Below are 18,232 nucleotides of genomic sequence, written 5' to 3' on the forward strand. Positions count from 1 at the left end.
TCGCGGGGTGTCTGGTAGATAAGCGTTGGCTGGCAGGCCGTCTTCGCAGGCAAGCCAGCTCCCACATTTGGATCGCGGGGCGTCAGGTAGATATGCGCTGGCCGCCGGGGCCGTCACGGGAGCAAGCTCCCACAAGGAACCGCGCCCATTTCAGGCCAGGTAGCCATCCCCGCGCAACAGGGTTTCCAGGCAGTGCTCGGTGATGTGATAGAACGCCTTGAGTTCCTGGATTTTCGCCAATAGCTGCGCGTTGTCCACAGGCTCGGCACGTTTGACCGCCAGGATCATCTTGTTCTTGTTGGTGTGTTCCAGCGAGATGAACTCGAACACCTTGGTCTCATAGCCACAGGCTTCAAGGAACAATGCACGCAGGCTGTCGGTGACCATTTCCGCCTGCTGGCCCAGGTGCAGGCCGTATTGCAGCATCGGCTTGAGCAGCGCCGGGCTCTGGATCTGCAGGCGGATCTGTTTGTGGCAACACGGCGAGCACATGATGATCGACGCACCGGAACGGATGCCGGTGTGGATCGCGTAGTCGGTGGCGATGTCGCAGGCATGCAAGGCAATCATCACGTCCAGCTCACTGGGCGCCACGCTGCGTACATCGCCGCATTTGAACACCAGCCCCGGATGCTCCAGGCGCGCAGCGGCGCTGTTGCACAGGGTGACCATGTCTTCACGCAACTCGACACCGGTGACCTCGCCCTCGGCCTTGAGGGTATTGCGCAGGTAATCGTGAATAGCGAAGGTCAGGTAGCCCTTGCCCGAGCCGAAATCAGCGACGCGCACCGGGCGGTCGAGCTGCAACGGCGACGACGTCAGCGCATGGCTGAACACTTCGATGAACTTGTTGATCTGCTTCCACTTGCGCGACATCGAGGGGATCAGCGCCTGCCTGGCGTCGGTCACGCCCAGGTCGGCGAGGAACGGCCGGCTCAGGTCGAGGAAGCGATTTTTTTCGCGGTTATGCTCAGCCGAAGGCGCCTCGCGCAGTTGCTGCGGTTTGCTTTTGAACAGCGAGCTTTTGTTCTTCTTGCTGTATTCCAACTGGGCTTCGTCAGTCAGCGCCAGCAAGTGCGCGTTCTTGAACGAGCTGGGCAACAGCTCGCCGATCGCCGCCACACCGTCGGCCAAGGGAAAGTTCTTGGTGATGTCGCGGGTCTTGTAGCGATAGACGAACGACAGGCAAGGCTGGTCCTTGACGACCACCGGCTTGATGATCAGCCGCTGCAACTCGGCTTCCTCACCGACGTACTTGGCCAGCACCAGCTTGATAAAAGCGTTCTGGGCCAAGCTTGCGCTCAACAGTTCGATGAACTGGGCATGATGATCCGGCGCAGGGCGGGCAGGTTGAGCGGTGACGGACATGAACAAAAACGCCTCGGGTAAAGAATGCCGGGCATTTTAGGCGGGATGGGGGTTCAGGGCACGGGGTTATTTGATCAACGGTCAATCAACCCGAATAAGGATGCTGCCTTGTGTAGGAGCGAGCTTGCTCGCGAAAAACGTCAACGATAACGCGGGTGTCCTGAATGAACGCGGCGTCTGAAAGTTTTTCGCGAGCAAGCTCGCTCCTACAGAAAGCAGTTATTCGAGTACGACCAGGCGATTGGGCAGTTCGTTGCGGGTTTGGGTAACGGGCACATGCACCTTGAGCAACTCGCCACAAGCTTCAACGCAGGCGATGAACCCGGCGAGCGTCTGCCCCTGTTTCACCTGCTGGGTAAACGCCTGGACAATGGCGTCCCAATTGCTGTCATCCAGGCGCTTGGAAATCCCGTCATCCACCAGGATCTCCACATACCGCTCGGCCTCGCTGACAAAAATCAGCACCCCGGTGCTGCCCACTGTGTGGTGCAGGTTCTGCTCCAGAAACTGCCGCCGCGCCAGGTTGGACGCACGCCAGTGACGTACCGAACGCGGAATCAGCCGGGTGGTGACCTTGGGCAAGCGGAACACCAGGCACAGCACAATGAACGTCGCCCACTGCGCCACCAGCAAGGTGTACATGGTCAAGTAGCCCGACAGGTAATGCACCACGCCCGGCACCACCAACGCGATCAAGCTCGCCCACAGCAACGGAATGTAGGCGTAGTCGTCGGCGCGCGCCGCCAGCACGGTGACCAACTCCGCGTCGGTGGTTTTCTCGACCCGGGCGATCGCTTCGGCGACTTGGCGCTGCTCGTGTTCAGTCAGTAATGCCATGGTTGTAGATGCTCTATTCTCGTTATTGTCATTACCAGCTGCCCGAAGCCCCGCCACCGCCAAAACCGCCGCCGCCGCCGCGGAAACCACCGCCACCGCCACCGCCGCCGCGCCCGCTGCTGTTGAGAATCGCCAGCAGGATAGCGCCCACCGGCAAGCCCATGCGATTGCACAACCACAACACGCCGATCAGCAGAATAAACAGGCCGATGGAAAAACCGGGATTATCCATGGCGAAGTTCGCATCCGCCACATGGGCCGGCACCGCCAAGGGCTCACCGCCCACCACCTGGATCATGGCGGCCACGCCGTCGCTGATGCCCTGGCTGAAATTGCCGGCCTTGAACTTTGGCAGGATCACCTGGTTAATGATCACCCAGGATTGCGCATCCGTCAGCACGCCTTCCAGGCCATAGCCGACTTCGATGCGCAACTGGCGGTCATCACGGGCAACGATCAACAGCGCGCCGTTGTCCTTGCCCTTCTGACCAATGCCCCACTGGCGGCCCAATTGATAACCGTAGTCCTCAATGGGCACGCCTTGCAGGTCGGGCACGGTGACCACCACCAGCTGGTCGCCCGAGGTTTGTTCCAGCGCCTGCAATTGTTGGGTCAGTTGCTCGCGCACCGCCGGGTCGATCATCTGCGCGCTGTCCACCACCCGGCCGGTCAGCGCCGGGAAGGTCAGCGCCGCCTGGGCCGCGCCCACACAGGCCAACAGCCACAGCGCCAGGCCTATCCGTAATAAACGCATCGACACCTCAGTGCAGCCTTATTTGAACTTCACTTGCGGCGCTTTATCGGCATCGGCGCTGGTGGCTTCAAACGTGGCGCGGATCGGCAAGTCGCTGTACATCACGCTGTGCCACAGGCGGCCCGGGAAAGTACGGATCTCGGTGTTGTAAGCCTGTACGGCCTGGATAAAGTCACGGCGAGACACAGCGATACGGTTCTCGGTGCCTTCAAGTTGCGATTGCAAGGCCAGGAAGTTCTGGTTGGCCTTCAGGTCCGGGTAACGCTCGGACACCACCATCAAACGGCTGAGTGCGCCGCTCAGACCATCTTGGGCTTGCTGGAACTGCTTGAGTTTCTCGGGGTTGTCCAGGGTGCTGGCATCCACCTGGATCGAGGTGGCCTTGGCCCGCGCTTCAATCACCGCGGTGAGGGTCTCTTGTTCGTGGGCGGCATACGCCTTCACCGTTTCCACCAGGTTGGGGATCAGGTCGGCACGGCGCTGGTACTGGTTCTGCACCTGGCCCCAGGCGGCCTTGGCCTGTTCGTCCAAGGTCGGGATGTTGTTGATGCCGCAACCGCTCAGCACGCTGCTGACCAATAACAGCGCCGCAGCCTTGAAGCCCCAGCGATAAGTGTGTGCTGCTTGCATGGTGTTTCTCCTGCCCAATCTGATGGAATGTGACGACTAACCCTATAAACCACGCGCTTGGGGCATAATCCGCCACCACTGGAATGCTTCGAGCCAATCAGCTACAAAGATGCCCAGCGCGAAAAAGAGTTCAGAGTGTGCTGCATTTATCTGAACAACACCCGAACAACAATAGACGTTCCCCACATTTTGGCCGACAGCATCTCTTTGAATGCTGCGCAGTCGCCGAAAAAGGATATTCATGAAAAAGCTGTGTTTGCTCGGCCTTGTTGCCACTCTGGCCACTCACCCCGTATGGGCAGAAACAAAGCCTGCTGCGCTTAACGACAAGGACGCCTTCGTCAGCGACCTGCTCAAGCAAATGACCCTGGATGAGAAGATCGGCCAATTGCGCCTGATCAGCATCGGCCCGGAAATGCCCCGCGAGCTGATCCGCAAGGAAATCGCCGCCGGCCGCATCGGTGGCACGTTCAACTCCATCACCCGCCCGGAAAACCGTCCGATGCAGGACGCGGCCATGCGCAGCCGCTTGAAGATCCCGATGTTCTTCGCCTACGACGTGATCCACGGCCACCGCACCATTTTCCCGATCAGCCTGGCCCTGGCTTCCAGCTGGGACATGGACGCCATTGGCCGCTCCGGACGCATCGCCGCCCAGGAAGCCGCCGCCGACAGCCTCGATATCACGTTTGCGCCAATGGTCGATATCTCCCGTGACCCGCGCTGGGGCCGCACCTCCGAAGGTTTCGGTGAAGACACCTACCTGGTGTCACGCATTGCCGAAGTCATGGTCAAGGCGTTCCAGGGCACCAGCCCCGCGAATGCCGACAGCCTCATGGCCAGCGTCAAGCACTTTGCCCTCTATGGCGCGGTGGAAGGCGGGCGCGACTACAACGTGGTCGACATGAGCCCGGTCAAGATGTACCAGGACTACCTGCCGCCCTACCACGCAGCGATCAAGGCCGGCTCCGGCGGCGTGATGGTGGCACTCAACTCGATCAACGGCGTGCCTGCCACCGCCAACACCTGGCTGATGAACGACCTGCTGCGCAAGGACTGGGGCTTCAAGGGCCTGACCGTCAGCGACCATGGCGCGATCTTCGAGCTGATCAAGCACGGCGTAGCCAAGGACGGGCGTGAAGCCGCCAAGCTGGCGATCAAGGCCGGCATCGACATGAGCATGAACGACTCGCTGTATGGCAAGGAATTGCCTGGGTTGCTCAAGTCTGGCGAGATCCAGCAGAGCGACATCGACAACGCCGTGCGCGAAGTGCTCGGCGCCAAGTACGACATGGGCCTGTTCAAGGACCCGTACCTGCGCATCGGCAAGGCCGAGGATGACCCGGTCGACACCTACGCCGACAGCCGCCTGCACCGCACCGAGGCCCGCGACATTGCGCGCCGCAGCCTGGTGTTGCTCAAGAACCACAACGACACCCTGCCGCTGAAAAAGTCCGCGACCATTGCCCTGGTCGGCCCGCTGGCCAAGGCACCCATCGACATGATGGGCAGTTGGGCTGCTGCCGGCCGGCCTGCGCAATCGGTGACCCTGCTCGACGGCATGAACGCCGTGATCGGCGAAAAAGGCAAAGTGATCTATGCCCGTGGCGCCAACATCACCGGCGACAAGGCAGTGCTCGACTACCTTAACTTCCTCAACTTCGATGCCCCGGAAGTGGTGGACGACCCGCGCCCTGCCCAGGTGCTGATTGATGAAGCGGTGAAGGCGGCGAACAACGCCGACGTTATCGTCGCGGCGGTGGGCGAGTCCCGTGGCATGTCCCACGAATCGTCGAGCCGCACCGACCTGAACATCCCGCAAAGCCAGCGCGACTTGATCAAGGCCCTCAAAGCCACCGGCAAACCGCTGGTGCTGGTGTTGATGAACGGCCGTCCGCTGTCGATTCTCGAAGAGAACCAACAGGCCGATGCGATTCTGGAAACCTGGTTCGCAGGTACCGAAGGCGGCAACGCCATCGCCGACGTGCTGTTCGGCGACTACAACCCGTCGGGCAAGCTGCCGATCACCTTCCCGCGTTCGGTGGGGCAGATTCCCACCTACTACAATCACCTGACCATCGGCCGGCCGTTCACCCCAGGCAAGCCGGGCAACTACACCTCGCAGTACTTCGATGACACCACAGGTCCCCTGTTTCCCTTTGGTTATGGCCTGAGCTACACCCAGTTCAGCCTGTCGGACATGGCACTGTCGTCCACCACCCTGAACAAGACCGGCAAGCTCGACGCCAGCGTCACCGTGAAGAACACCGGCAAGGTCGATGGCGAAACCGTGGTGCAGTTGTATATCCAGGACGTAGCCGGCTCGATGATCCGCCCGATCAAGGAGCTGAAGAACTTCCAGAAGGTCATGCTCAAGGCCGGTGAAGCCCGCACGCTGCACTTCACCCTCACCGAGGACGACCTGAAGTTCTACAACAGCCAGCTCAAGTACGCGGCCGAACCGGGGGAGTTCAATGTGCAGATCGGGCTGGATTCCCAGGATGTGCAGCAACAAACCTTCGAACTGCTCTGATCTGAAGCTGTAAACACGGTCTGGGTGGGAGCTGGCTTGCCTGCGATGGCGGTGGAATATTCACCACCGCCATCGCAGGCAAGCCAGCTCCTACATTGGGTTGAGGTGGCCCGCCTAGCCGCGTCGATCCAGCAGATTCACCACCAACCGATCAATCCAGCCCCACACCCGCTGCTTTACCCGCCGCCACAATGGCCGCGCCTTCCATGCCTCCAGGCTCACCGCCTGGCTCTGGGCAAAGTCCGCTTCGAAACTGCCCACCACGGCCGCCGTCAATTGCGGGTCCAGCGCCTCCAGGTTGGCTTCCAGGTTGAAGCGCAGATTCCAGTGGTCGAAATTGCACGAGCCAATGCTCACCCAATCGTCCACCAGCACCATCTTCAAGTGCAGGAAGCACGGCTGGTATTCGAAGATCTGCACCCCTGAACGCAACAGCCGCGGGTAATAACGGTGCCCGGCGTAACGCACCGACGGGTGATCGGTGCGCGGGCCGGTGAGCAACAGACGCACGTCCACACCGCGCCCAGCCGCCCGGCGCAAGGCGCGGCGCACGCTCCAGGTGGGCAGGAAGTACGGGGTCGCCAACCAGATACGCCCCTTGCTGCTGTTCAAGGCGCGAATCAATGATTGCAGAATGTCGCGGTGCTGACGCGCATCGGCATACGCCACGCGGCCCAGCCCCGGCCCGGTGGCGGGCACCTTGGGCAGGCGAGGCAAACCAAAGTGGGTCGCCGGTTTCCATTCACGGCGCGCGGCGTTAGCGTGCCATTGCCGATCGAACAGGGCCTGCCAGTCCAGCACCAGCGGGCCGCTGATCTGCACCATCACTTCATGCCAGTCGGCGGTGTCTTGCCCCGGCGTCCAGAACTCGTCGGTGACACCGGTGCCGCCGACCACCGCAATGCGCTGGTCGATCAGCAGCAGCTTGCGATGGTCGCGATACAGGTTGCGCATCCAGCGCCGCCAATTCAGGCGGTTGTAAAAGCGCAGCGTCACGCCGGCGTCGGTCAAGCGCTTGCGCAGCCCCAGGGTAAACGCCAGGCTGCCGTAATCGTCGAACAGGCAACGCACCTGCACGCCGCGTTCGGCAGCCAGCACCAGTGCCTGCACCATGGCTTCGGCGCAGGCACCGGCTTCGACCAGGTACAACTCAAGGTCAACCTGCTGCTCGGCACGGGCGATGCCCACCAGCATCTGCGGGAAGAAATTCGGCCCGTCGATCAGCAATTCGAACTGATTGGCGCTGCGCCACGGGAACACCGCGCCGCTCATGTCAGCGCGCCGTGAAGATCAGCACCGCACCCACCGGCACCGACAAACTGATCGACTTGAGCCCCGCCGCCTTGCGCAAGGTCGCCACACCGGGCGCCAGGTCAAAATCCTCGGCATGCAATACCACAGGCTCCAGGGTTACCACTTGGAAGCGTCGATCATCCAGGCGCGTGGCCAGCAGTTCGGCGCTGTAGGTCTGGGTCTTGCCGTGCAGCGTGACGCTCAGGGGCAGGCGCAATTCCAGCTGCGCGCCGGACGCCAGGTCATTGATGGGCTGCAGATTGATTTGCGCGCTGATCTGCGCTTCGGGGAAGGTCTTGATCTCGAACAGCGCTTTACGCATGCGCTCGTCGCGCAGCGGGATGCCGCTGTTGATCGACTCCAGCTCCACTTCCAGCTGAGCCGCGCCCTTGGCGTCGACCTTGCCATGCAAGACCAGGAAGCGCTGGACTTCAGCCACTTCGGTGTTTTTGGTGGTGACGAAGGACAGGCGTGAGGATTCGTTATCCAGGTACCAGTCGGCGTGGGCGGGCACGGCGGCACAGGTCAGCAGCGCGAAGACCAGAGGTTTGACATTGAACATAAAGACTCATGGGGCAAAAAACCTGGGCGAACCTTAAGCGCAATCTCACAACCGGCGCAAATTCAATGTGGGAGCTGGCTTGCTGTGGCGAGGGAGCTCCCACAGGGTTTGCGGTGTTTTTAATCCAGCGTTCGCTGCACTTCGCACACCGCCTGTTCAAGGCTGCCCATATGCAAATTCAACACCCGCTCCACCGGCGCCTGATGCATCGGCCAATGCAATGCCATGCTCCCCACCAGGCGGCCATTGGCGCGCACCGGCAAGGCCACCGCCCGGATCAGGAACGGCAAACGCACCGGATATTCCCAATAGCCCTCGGTACGCTGGCCGAAGCCCTGGTGCTGGGATTGCTCGCATGCGCGATAGTGCTCGTCTGCCGCCACATGATTGCGGCCTGCCAGGCGCTGTACTTCTTCAGCCGGTAATTGCGTCAGGCAAGCCTTGCCCATCGCCGAGTGAAACAGGCTGGCGTACTGGCCGACGATCTGGCAGTTATTCGGGTACAGCTTGCGCAACACGCTGGGAATCGCACTCTCCATGACCTCCAGGCGCTCGCCATCGAAGCACGACAAGTCCACCACCAGCCCGGTGCGCTCGCTGAGTTCCAGCAACCAGGGCGCGGCGCTCTCCACCACCTGGCGCTTGAAGCGTTGCTGGGTATCGCCGAACAAGCGCCGGGCACGCAGGCGGTAACGCCGATCACTCAGGCCCCGATAGACCCAACCCTGCTCCTGCAAGGTCAGCAACATGCGCGACACCGTGGCCTTTGGCAGGCGCGTGAGGTAGTGCAACTCTTCCAGCCCCAGGGCCTGGTGCTCGCCCAGTAACTCGACGATTGCCAGAGCGCGCTCAACCGAGCGTACGGTGCCTGTCTCCATGTTCGATCTCCCTGTTGCCGGTGGATGATCTTTTTTCACAGCAAGATACAGGCCCGGTTACCGCTCAGCGGGTCGTTGCAAGGCACGCCGGTGGCCGGCGTTGTACCCATTGGGTCAGTTGCTCATGGGCGTAGGCCAATTGCAGCACGGCCCTGTCGGCCTGGGCCGGGCCAATGATTTGCAGGCCCATGGGCAAGCCCTGGGGGTTGAAGCCCACCGGAATGCTCATGCTCGGCAAACCGGCGAGGGTCGGGCCGATCACCACCTCCATCCAACGGTGATAAGTGTCCATTTCACGCCCGCCGACGAGGCGCGGCCAAGGCTGTTGTGCATCGAAAGGGAACACCTGGGCAGTGGGCAACAGCAGGAAATCGTAACGTTCGAACAGCTTGGCCAGGGCGCGGTACCACTCACTGCGGTCCACCGACGCCTGGTACACCTGTTGGGCACTCAAGCCCTGGCCGCCCTCCACTTCCCATTGGGCCTCGGGCTTGAGCAGTGCGCGTTTTTGCGGGTTAGCGTAGGCCGCGCCGAGGTTGCCGTGCACCAGCCAATGGCGGTGCACCAGCCAGCAACGCCACAGGCGCGCCATGGAAAAGTCCGGTTGGCAGCTGTGCACTTCACAGCCCAGCCTGGCGAAATCATCCAGCGCCGCTTCGCACAGGCTCATCACGCCATCATCCATCGGCAGATAACCGTTGTAGTCCCCCAGCCAACCGAGGCGCACACCCTTGAAGTCGCGCTGCAACGGCTGGCCCAGCACCGCCGGATCGGCCTGGGACGACAGAGGCGTGCGGGGGTCGTAACCGGCCTGGATGCTCAGCAACCGCGCCACATCCGTCACGCTGCGCCCCATCGGGCCTTCGGTGCCCAGTTGCTGCACGAACAACTCCGGCATCGGCCCGTGGGGCACCCGCCCTTGGGAGGGGCGCAAGCCGAACACGTTGTTGAACGCCGCCGGGTTGCGCAGCGAGCCCATCATGTCGCTGCCGTCGGCCACCGGCAGCATGCGTAGCGCCAGGGCCACGGCCGCCCCGCCACTGCTGCCGCCAGCTGCTAAGTGCGGGTCATAGGCATTGCCGGTGGTACCGAACAGCGTGTTGTAGGTGTGGGAGCCCAGGCCGAACTCCGGCACGTTGGTCTTGCCGATGATGATCGCGCCACTGGCCCGCACCCGCGCCACGCTGATGGCGTCTTCGCCCGGCACGTGTTCGGCGAACAACGGCGAGCCCAGGGTGGTACGCAAGCCCCGGGTGGCCGCCAGGTCCTTGATGGCCTGGGGCATACCATGCATCCAGCCACGGGAGTGGCCCCGGTCCAACTCACGATCGCAGGCCCTCGCCTCGGCCAGCACGGCCTCGCTGTCGCGCAGTGACACCAGCGCATTCACGCCAGGGTTAAAGCGCTGGATCTGCGCCAGGTACGCCTGCATCACCTCTTCGCACGACACCTGCCGCCCATGAATGGCCCGCGACAGCTCAGTGGCATCCCAATCAACAATACTCAAGGCTTCACCTCTCTGGAAAACGGCAGCGGCTTGCTCGCCCGGGGTGCCTCGCGCATGCAGTAAGTGCCCAGCAGCGTCAGCACGCACGCAAACAATACATAAAACGAGGGCGCCACCGGCGTTCCCAGCACCTTGGTCAGCCAGGTCACGATCAACGGCGCGAAACCACCGAACACCATCACGGCCACGTTATAGGCCACCGACACGCCGGTCGAGCGCACCTCGATAGGGAACTGCTCGGCCAATGCCGTCGGCGCTGGCCCGAAGAACCCGCCAATCGCGGTGCACAACATCACCTGCATCACCAGCAGGCGCTCGATGGACGGCGCGGCGGCCACCCACACATACAAGGGGTAGACCATCACGAAGAACGCCAGGGTGAAGGCCATCAACACCGGTCGCCGTCCCAGCCGATCCGAGAGCAGGCCGGACAACGGAATCACTACGGTCATCAGCGCCACCGCAAACATCTGCACCATCAGCACCTGATCCAGCGGCAGGCCAAGGTTCTTGTGAGCGAAGGTCGGCATGTTCACCAGCACCACATAAAACGACACCGTCGCGCCGCAGGCCAGCCCCATCGACACCAGGATACTGCGCCGATGCTCACTCAGCACTTGCATGAGGCTCGGCGCCGGGCCGGTGGCCTGCTTGCGCGCCTCGATGAATTCTTCCGGGTCTTCCATGTGCCGACGAATCCACAACCCCACCGGGCCGATCAACAAGCCCAGCACAAACGGCAGGCGCCAGCCCCACAGGTCGAGGGTTTCGGGCGAAAAGAAATGCGTGACCAACGCCACCATCGCCGCCCCACCGAACACCGCCAGGCACTGCCCCACCAATTGCCAGGAGCCATACAAGCCCTTGCGATGGGCCGGTGCGCTCTCTACCAAAAATGCCGTGGCACTCGCGTACTCACCGCCGGTAGCAAAACCCTGGAGCATGCGCGCCACTACGATCAACAACGGCGCGCCCATGCCGATGGCGGCGTAGTTCGGCGCGAAGGCGATCAGCGCGATGGACACGGTCATCAGCCGGATAATCAACTGCATCGCCGCCTTGCGGCCTTTGCGGTCGGCGTAGATGCCCAGCAGGATGCCGCCCACCGGGCGCATGAAAAAGCCCACGCCGAAGGTCGCCAGCGCCATCAGCAGCGAGGCGTATTCGTCCTCCGAGGGGAAGAACTGCCGGGCGATGATGCTAGCCAGGAAACCGTAAACGATGAAGTCATACCATTCCAACGCGTTGCCGATCACCGCCGCCACCACTTGGCGGGTGCGCGAAACACCAGGTTTTGCAGTCTGCATGAGGAACACTCCATTCAACCGATCAGGGAAAGGGTCCAGCGGCAGAAAAAGGCGTTGCTGTAGGAGCGAGCTTGCTCGCGAAAAACGCGCAGGCGACACGGGCTACCTGAAAGCGCTGCGTCAGCGTTAACGACTTTCGCGAGCAAGCTCGCTCCTACAAGGGTTCGGGTTATCCGGCCGGCTTGAGCCAGCTCTCGGCCAGCGCGCCCCAATAGGCGGCGCCGGTCAGCAGGATGTCGTCGTTGAAGTCATAGGCGGGGTTGTGCCCCATCGGCCGCGACACGCCGTTGCCGATAAACAGGTAACTGCCGGGGCAGCGTTGCAGCATCCAGGCGAAGTCTTCACTGCCCATCAGCGTGCGAGTGTTGCCGTCCACCGCATCGGCGCCGAGCAAGGCCACACCCACCTGGCGAGCGAATTCGGTTTCTTCGGTGTGGTTGACCAGCACCGGGTAGGCCGGGCGGTGTTCGATCTGCACGGTGCAGCCGAAGCTGGCGGCCTGGGTCTGGATGATCGCGTTGACCCGTTCCAGCATCTGTTCGCGCACCTTGGGGTTAAGTGCGCGCAGGCTCAGGCGCAGCAGGGCTTGCTGGGGAATCACATTGGCGGCTTGCCCTGCTTGAAGGGCGCCGACCGTGACGACAGCGGCTTCCTGGGTGTCGATATTGCGCGCCACCACCGTTTGCAAGGCCATGACCATACTGGCGGCAGCCACCAGCGGATCGACGGTAAGGGGCGGCATGGAGCCATGGCCACCGACGCCTTCGAGAGTCACGGTAAGCAGATCCTGGGAGGCCATCATCGGCCCCACTCTCAAGCCCAGATGCCCAGCCGGCAAGCCCGGCATATTGTGCATGCCGAACAGCCCATCGCAGGGGAAGCGCTCCAGCAAACCGTCAGCCAGCATCGCCTCGGCACCGCCCTGGCCTTCTTCGGCGGGTTGGAAAATCAGATTCAGCGTGCCGTCCAATTGCCGCGTCGCCGCCAGGTAGCGAGCAGCGCCAAGCAACATCGTAGTGTGGCCGTCATGCCCGCAAGCGTGCATGCAGCCGGCGTGCTGGCTGGTATAGGCCGCGCCGGTGTTTTCAATGATGGGCAAGGCGTCCATGTCGGCGCGAATCCCCAACGTGCGCGTGCTGTTGCCATTGCGCAACACGCCGACTACACCGGTCTTGCCGATGCCGGTGTGCACCTCGTAACCCCACTCCTTGAGTGACTGTGCGACCAGCGCTGAGGTGCGGTTTTCTTCAAAGCCGAGTTCGGGATGGGCGTGGATATCGTGACGCACAGCGTGCAAGTCGCTGGCAACGTCGCTGAGCCAATCCAGGATGTGCTGGTGCGGGCGCATGGTGATTCTCCTCACAGGCGGGTGGTCCCGTTCTTGTTGGCGACACATCGACAGCTAAGCGCGATGTGCGCGTGAGGACAATCAAAGGTGGTTCCACCCTGTGGAACCTCAGGGCCGAGCCTTTTTCCGTGAGCCCACGCAGAGGATCCACATGTGGGAGCTGGCTTGCCTGCGATGACGGCGGCACAGGCACCAGTGATGTTGGCTGACCTGACGCTATCGCAGGCAAGCCAGCTCCCACAGGGGAATTTGGGTGTGTCAGGGGTTGAGGCGGCAGCCTTGACGGTCGCCCAACCACCGCGCCGTGTGCGTACGCCCTAAACCGCTTGCGGTGACTTCACTGCGTTCCGGCGAGTCAGTGAACGCACTGGTCGGCACGTACTGCTTCACATACCCGAGGCAATAGTCCGCCGGATTGTTCGCCACATACCGGCACGAGCAGTACTCCTTGGCCGTATAAGCCGCGATGATGTCGGGGAAGGCTTGCAGGTTGACGCGCTCGTGCCAGACCCAGCCCGACAGTGCAAAGACCAACACCAGTAAAACGCTGATGAACGGATGACGACGAATCATGAGCGCACCGCCGCCAGCACGCGTTTGAGCAGTTCGTTATGCCGGTAACTGCCATCCCGATCATCCCCGTAGCGCACGATCACCAGGTGTTCATCGGGCAGCACAAACAGTGCCTGGCCCCAGTGCCCCAGCGCAGCGAAGGTGTCGGCCGGCGCGTCGGGCCAGGGTTGGGGCGTACCCTTGTTGAGCCACCAGTGGCCGCCCGGTACCGCTTCATCCTGGCCCGCCTGGTATTTATCGAAAGGCCGCCGATTGAAAGCCACCCACTCCTGGGGCAGCAACTGTTGCTCGCCCCAACGCCCATCCCGTGCCATCAGCAGCCCGACCCGCGCCAGATCGCGAGCAGTGAGGTAGGCGTAGGACGAGGCGACAAAGGTTTCGTCAGCATCGGTTTCCCACGTCGCGTTGCGAATGCCCAACGGCTTGAACAGGGCATCCCATGGATAGCTCATGTACGCCTTGTGGCCTAGCATCCCTTTAAGCGCAGCAGACAGAATATTGCTGTCGCCACTTGAATAGCGGAACGCCTGGCCGGGTTCGGCGGTAGCCTCGTTATAGGCGGCAAATTGCGCCATATCGCCACGCCCACGGGTGTAGAGCATTGCCACGACAGAAGACTTCAATGGGGCGTATTCATAGTCTTCCTGCCAGTCCAGCCCCGATGCCCAGTGCAACAGGTCGGCCATGGTCACGTTGGGGTGCTGTTTCATCGGCGGGTAAAAGCGTGCGGCAGGGTCGGTGAGTTTGAAGCGGCCTTCACCGTAGGCCACGCCCAACACGGTGGCCATCAGGCTTTTACTCACCGACCAGGTCAGGTGCGGCGTGCTGGCCGTTGTGGGCGCAGCGTAGCGCTCATAGATAATGACACCATCGTGGATCACCAGCAGTGCGTCGGTGCGGATGCCGTTGCGGGTGGTGTCGTCTCGGGGTGGGAAAGCATAGGCGTCCAGCGCATCGACAGCGGAACCTGCGACTGGCGTGCCCATGGCCCATTCTTTTTCGGGCCAGGTTTCAGCACGGCCGGTAACGGTGATAAACAACAGGACAACACACAACATGCCTCGGACCATGGACGCAAACTCAAGGGGGCGCATTGAAGCCCGCGAGCCTAGCTGAGGAAAGTGACGTTTTAGCGACACCTCCTGGGCCATGGCGCTGCGTCAATTCGATGTTTTTCTTGAATGCATACGCGTAAATATTGTCTCCCGTAGGTGAGGGCCCCCCTTGATTCCCCCATCGCTCTTCTCTGCCGCCTACGGATACCGAGGTATGCGTACCGTCTTTACCATTGGCGCCATGAAAAGCCCCTGGGCGACCATTGGCCAAATCCTCGGGCGCGACCATTTCAGTCTGTTCAGCCAACCCTAGCCGCGCGAAAGCCAAAGGGAGGGCGTCGCGCCGGTTGTTTAACACGCCCAGGGCCTCCCCGTAACTCACGTGTCCGTTCTTCGCTTTTTGTTGTGTCTGTTGCTCTACCTTGGCCATGACTGCATAGATGAAATTTGCCGAGGTGAGGGTCTGTGGATCCGTGCCCTTGAACCTTGCCGAGGTCGACGCCATCTCAAGCTCATCCTGCGTCAGATAGATCGTTTGGTTATTGCGCAAAGTGACCTGAAAGCCATCCGGTATTTCCCTGACCTCTTTGAACACGTCAGTGGGTTGCTCGCCAAACTGTTCCATCGCCAGCTTGATTGCCGCGACACTCACGCAATTATCCCGGTCCCACTGGCTGAAACCGTCCCAAATACTCTCGGGCTTTTTCCCGGGGTCAAGGTTTTCAGGCTTGTACACAAACAGGTGCATGCCCGACGCCACGACCCTGTCGCTGACGGGCTCGCCGTAAGTCCGACTGTCTTGCCTGCGGATACCGCTATAACGCTTGGTAATTATTTCTACCGATGGCGGCTCAGAACTCGAACTTCTCTCATGATTGTCAACTTGCCACCAAGCGGGCCCGTTATTCGAAATCGAAAAATTCGACATCTGTCTTCACCTATTCAGAGCGCACGACCCCAAGTATCTCTCGTGCAGTGAGAAGCCGTGTGGCACTTCCATCCAATAGCTATGTGGTCGCATATGTCGTCCAGTTCCCTCTCGGCTGTAATCCCTGAGCCCACCAGAAGCAGGAAGGCCGTATCAAATAGCGTTGTCTATTCCCGAATAGGCTCGATTCGTATCAAAAACGACTGTCATCCAACCGTCACCGTAACTTCATGGAGCTGACACCGAGGCTACATAGCCTGACTTTGGACAACAAAGTCGACTGGCCGCAACCTGGCCGGCACCCGGAGACTCGCTATGACTCAGATCGCCCGCATCAGCGACAAAGGCAATGAACGCCGTCTGCAAGCCGAACGCCTGGTAGGCGCACAGGCATTGCAGGAAGCCCAGGCCCTGCGGTTCAACGTGTTCAGCGGCGAGTTCAACGCCAAGCTGAAAGGCGCGGAACTGGGTCTGGACATGGATGACTATGATGTTCACTGCAGCCATATCGGCGTGCGGGATTTGAACAGCGGTCGACTCGTCGCCACCACCCGTCTGCTCGACCACCAGGCCGCCAGCACCTTGGGCCGGTTCTACAGTGAAGAAGAATTCAGCCTGCATGGCCTGCTGCACTTGCAGGGCCCGATCCTGGAGATTGGCCGCACCTGCGTCGACCCGGCCTACCGCAACGGCGGCACCATCGCGGTGCTCTGGGGCGAGTTGGCCGAAGTGCTCAACCAGGGTGGCTACAGCTACCTGATGGGCTGCGCAAGCATCCCGATGCACGATGGCGGCATCCAGGCCCACGCGATCATGCAGCGCTTGCGCGAGCGCTACCTGTGCAACGAACACCTGCGCGCCGAACCGAAAAAACCGCTGCCGGCCCTGGACCTGCCGTCCAACGTCATCGCCGAAATGCCGCCGCTGCTAAAGGCCTACATGCGCCTGGGCGCGAAGATCTGCGGCGAGCCGTGCTGGGATGAAGACTTCCAGGTGGCCGATGTGTTTATCCTGCTCAAGCGCGACGAGTTGTGCCCGCGTTACGCGCGCCACTTCAAGGCGGCCATGTGATGAACCGCCTGCGCATTTACGGGCGCATCGCCCGCGTGCTGTTGGTGGTGGGGCTGGGGTTGAGCATGGCCAGTGTGTTCGGCCTGTTCGAGCGCCTGGGGGTGGCTAACTCGATGGTGCGGCGCCAGCGTTGGTCGCGCTTCTTTATGGCGCGACTGACCAACGCCCTGCCCTTTCGCGTGACGGTGCATGGCGAGTTGCCGCCAACGCCGATGCTGTGGGTGAGCAATCATGTGTCCTGGACGGATATCCCGTTGCTGGGCATGGTGGCGCCGATGTCGTTTTTGTCCAAAGCCGAAGTACGTACCTGGCCGGTGGCGGGCTGGCTGGCGGCCAAGGCTGGCAGCCTGTTTATTCGTCGCGGTTCAGGTGATAGCCAACTGATCCGCAAGCAGATGACCCGTCATCTGGAACAACAGCACCCCTTGCTGATGTTCCCCGAAGGCACCACCACCGACGGTCGCGGCCTGCGCACGTTCCACGGGCGCTTGCTGGCCAGCGCGATCGATGCGGATGTGTCGCTGCAGCCGGTGGCAATTCGGTATCTGCGCGACGGCCAGGTCGACCCGCTGGCGCCCTTTATTGGCGATGATGATTTGCTCTCGCACCTGATGCGCTTGTTTTCCAATGACCGCGGCGATGTGGAGATTCATGTGCTCAAGCCGATTGCCTGTGCTGGGCAGGAACGTGCGGCGTTGGCGTATCAGGCGCAGCAGGCGGTGCAGAAGGCGTTGTTCGGGCCGGTGCCGGAAGCTGAGCACGTGGCTGCTCGGCCTGCATTCGCAGCCTGAAGCAATGTGAACACAATCCAAATGTGGGAGCTGGCTTGCCTGCGATGGCGGTGGGTCAGCCACAACATTCTCAACAGGTAGGCCGCTATCGCAGGCAAGCCAGCTCCCACATTCAGATCTCATGTAGTCAGATGAGATTGTGCAAATTTCTGCAACTCTGGGTAGAACAGTCGAAAGTCTTCACTCAACGGTTCATACAAAACCCGCAACTCCTGCATCGCATACCCCAACTCCTCAGGCTGCGTCAGCCGCCGCGAAATCCCGCGCAACACCTGCTCCATCACCGCAAACTCGCGGTACGAGCCCAACCAATCATCCGCTGCCATATACGGCGCAATCTGCGCCAGCCGCCCCGGCAACGCGGGTTCAGCCGCCAACACCCGGTACACCTGCGACGTGAAACGCTCCAGGGGCTGGTCGGCATACAGCGACCAATCCCGCGCCAGGCAATGGTCAAAAAACACATCGAGGACGATCCCGGCATAGCGCCTGCGGGTCTGGCTGAAGCGTGACAACGCCCCGCCCACCAACGGGTGGCTGTCGGTAAAGCGGTCGATGGAGCGATGCAACTGGATCGCCGCTTCGATTTGCGGGCTGAACTGGCCCTGCAGGCGGCCTTTGACGAAGTCGCCATAGAGGCTGCCCAGCAATTGCGCAGGAAGTTGGCCGCCCAGGTGCAGATGTGCGAGATAATTCATGCTGCGCAGTCTACCACTGCCACCCTCATATCGTTATAACCCGATATACCGATTCGGCTAGACCTCAGAACAAAATCATATTGGTGTATCGGGATATTA

General features: G+C 61.5%; 17 protein-coding genes. 3 read left to right on the plus strand and 14 right to left on the minus strand.

Annotation, left to right across the window (positions count from 1 at the left end; translation table 11 throughout):
- Positions 1-150: 150 nt before the first annotated feature.
- The 4 genes from CER19_RS14525 to CER19_RS14540 form a co-directional block, all read right to left on the minus strand.
- On the minus strand, positions 151-1,368 hold the full coding sequence (locus CER19_RS14525; RefSeq protein ID WP_116666913.1) for an SAM-dependent methyltransferase: 1,218 nt from the start codon (positions 1,366-1,368) through the stop codon (positions 151-153).
- A 219-nt stretch (positions 1,369-1,587) separates the two neighbouring features.
- A complete protein-coding gene (locus tag CER19_RS14530) occupies positions 1,588-2,205 on the minus strand; it encodes a TPM domain-containing protein (protein WP_034126537.1) in 618 nt (205 codons plus the stop codon).
- A gap of 31 nt (positions 2,206-2,236) precedes the next feature.
- Positions 2,237-2,959, minus strand: coding sequence for a YgcG family protein (locus CER19_RS29295; protein WP_116666914.1), 723 nt, complete (start codon positions 2,957-2,959; stop codon positions 2,237-2,239).
- Positions 2,960-2,977: 18 nt separating this feature from the next.
- Positions 2,978-3,589: a LemA family protein gene (locus CER19_RS14540; protein WP_116666915.1), complete on the minus strand. Its 612-nt coding sequence runs from the start codon at positions 3,587-3,589 to the stop codon at positions 2,978-2,980.
- A gap of 241 nt (positions 3,590-3,830) precedes the next feature.
- On the opposite strand from CER19_RS14540, the gene bglX reads away from it, so the two are divergent.
- Positions 3,831-6,122, plus strand: a complete 2,292-nt coding sequence (gene bglX / locus CER19_RS14545) for a beta-glucosidase BglX (protein WP_116666916.1) — start codon at positions 3,831-3,833, stop codon at positions 6,120-6,122.
- A gap of 114 nt (positions 6,123-6,236) precedes the next feature.
- Here the strand turns inward: bglX and CER19_RS14550 are convergent, their stop codons facing one another.
- The 9 genes from CER19_RS14550 to CER19_RS14595 form a co-directional block, all read right to left on the minus strand.
- The gene (locus tag CER19_RS14550) at positions 6,237-7,394 is read right to left on the minus strand and encodes a phosphatidylserine/phosphatidylglycerophosphate/cardiolipin synthase family protein (RefSeq protein WP_116666917.1); all 1,158 of its coding nucleotides are present in this window, start codon (positions 7,392-7,394) and stop codon (positions 6,237-6,239) included.
- A 1-nt stretch (position 7,395) separates the two neighbouring features.
- Positions 7,396-7,977 carry a YceI family protein gene (locus tag CER19_RS14555; protein WP_057711908.1) on the minus strand — a complete coding sequence of 194 codons (582 nt, stop codon included), beginning with the start codon at positions 7,975-7,977 and terminating at the stop codon, positions 7,396-7,398.
- Positions 7,978-8,096: 119 nt separating this feature from the next.
- Positions 8,097-8,855: a helix-turn-helix domain-containing protein gene (locus tag CER19_RS14560; protein WP_116666918.1), complete on the minus strand. Its 759-nt coding sequence runs from the start codon at positions 8,853-8,855 to the stop codon at positions 8,097-8,099.
- 64 nt (positions 8,856-8,919) lie between these two features.
- Positions 8,920-10,362 (minus strand): amidase, encoded by a 1,443-nt coding sequence (locus tag CER19_RS14565; protein ID WP_116666919.1) that lies wholly within the window; start codon positions 10,360-10,362, stop codon positions 8,920-8,922.
- Complete coding sequence (locus CER19_RS14570) at positions 10,359-11,669, minus strand: citrate-proton symporter (RefSeq protein WP_116666920.1); 1,311 nt, start codon at positions 11,667-11,669, stop codon at positions 10,359-10,361. Before CER19_RS14570 ends, CER19_RS14565 begins: the two co-directional genes overlap by 4 nt.
- 169 nt (positions 11,670-11,838) lie before the next feature.
- On the minus strand, positions 11,839-13,017 hold the full coding sequence (locus CER19_RS14575) for a M20 aminoacylase family protein (protein WP_116666921.1): 1,179 nt from the start codon (positions 13,015-13,017) through the stop codon (positions 11,839-11,841).
- Positions 13,018-13,275: 258 nt separating this feature from the next.
- Positions 13,276-13,590, minus strand: a complete 315-nt coding sequence (locus CER19_RS14585; protein ID WP_116666922.1) for an amidase — start codon at positions 13,588-13,590, stop codon at positions 13,276-13,278.
- Positions 13,587-14,660 carry a serine hydrolase gene (locus CER19_RS14590; protein WP_116666923.1) on the minus strand — a complete coding sequence of 358 codons (1,074 nt, stop codon included), beginning with the start codon at positions 14,658-14,660 and terminating at the stop codon, positions 13,587-13,589. The genes CER19_RS14585 and CER19_RS14590 overlap by 4 nt, the downstream gene beginning before the upstream one ends.
- Before the next feature lie 10 nt (positions 14,661-14,670).
- Entirely contained in the window at positions 14,671-15,393 is a 723-nt protein-coding gene (locus tag CER19_RS14595) for a hypothetical protein (protein ID WP_133298337.1), read from the minus strand.
- Between the two features lie 495 nt (positions 15,394-15,888).
- On the opposite strand from CER19_RS14595, the gene olsB reads away from it, so the two are divergent.
- Together olsB and CER19_RS14605 are read left to right on the plus strand one after the other, a co-directional pair.
- A complete protein-coding gene (olsB, locus tag CER19_RS14600) occupies positions 15,889-16,644 on the plus strand; it encodes an L-ornithine N(alpha)-acyltransferase (protein ID WP_003189352.1) in 756 nt (251 codons plus the stop codon).
- Positions 16,644-17,435: a lysophospholipid acyltransferase family protein gene (locus tag CER19_RS14605; RefSeq protein ID WP_116666925.1), complete on the plus strand. Its 792-nt coding sequence runs from the start codon at positions 16,644-16,646 to the stop codon at positions 17,433-17,435. The genes olsB and CER19_RS14605 overlap by 1 nt, the downstream gene beginning before the upstream one ends.
- Before the next feature lie 119 nt (positions 17,436-17,554).
- On the opposite strand, the gene CER19_RS14610 is transcribed toward CER19_RS14605, so the two are convergent.
- Entirely contained in the window at positions 17,555-18,133 is a 579-nt protein-coding gene (locus tag CER19_RS14610; RefSeq protein ID WP_116666926.1) for an ACP phosphodiesterase, read from the minus strand.
- Positions 18,134-18,232 lie beyond the last annotated feature (99 nt).

This window comes from Pseudomonas sp. GL93, assembly GCF_003408955.1.
In the GTDB taxonomy this organism is placed as follows: domain Bacteria; phylum Pseudomonadota; class Gammaproteobacteria; order Pseudomonadales; family Pseudomonadaceae; genus Aquipseudomonas; species Aquipseudomonas paracarnis.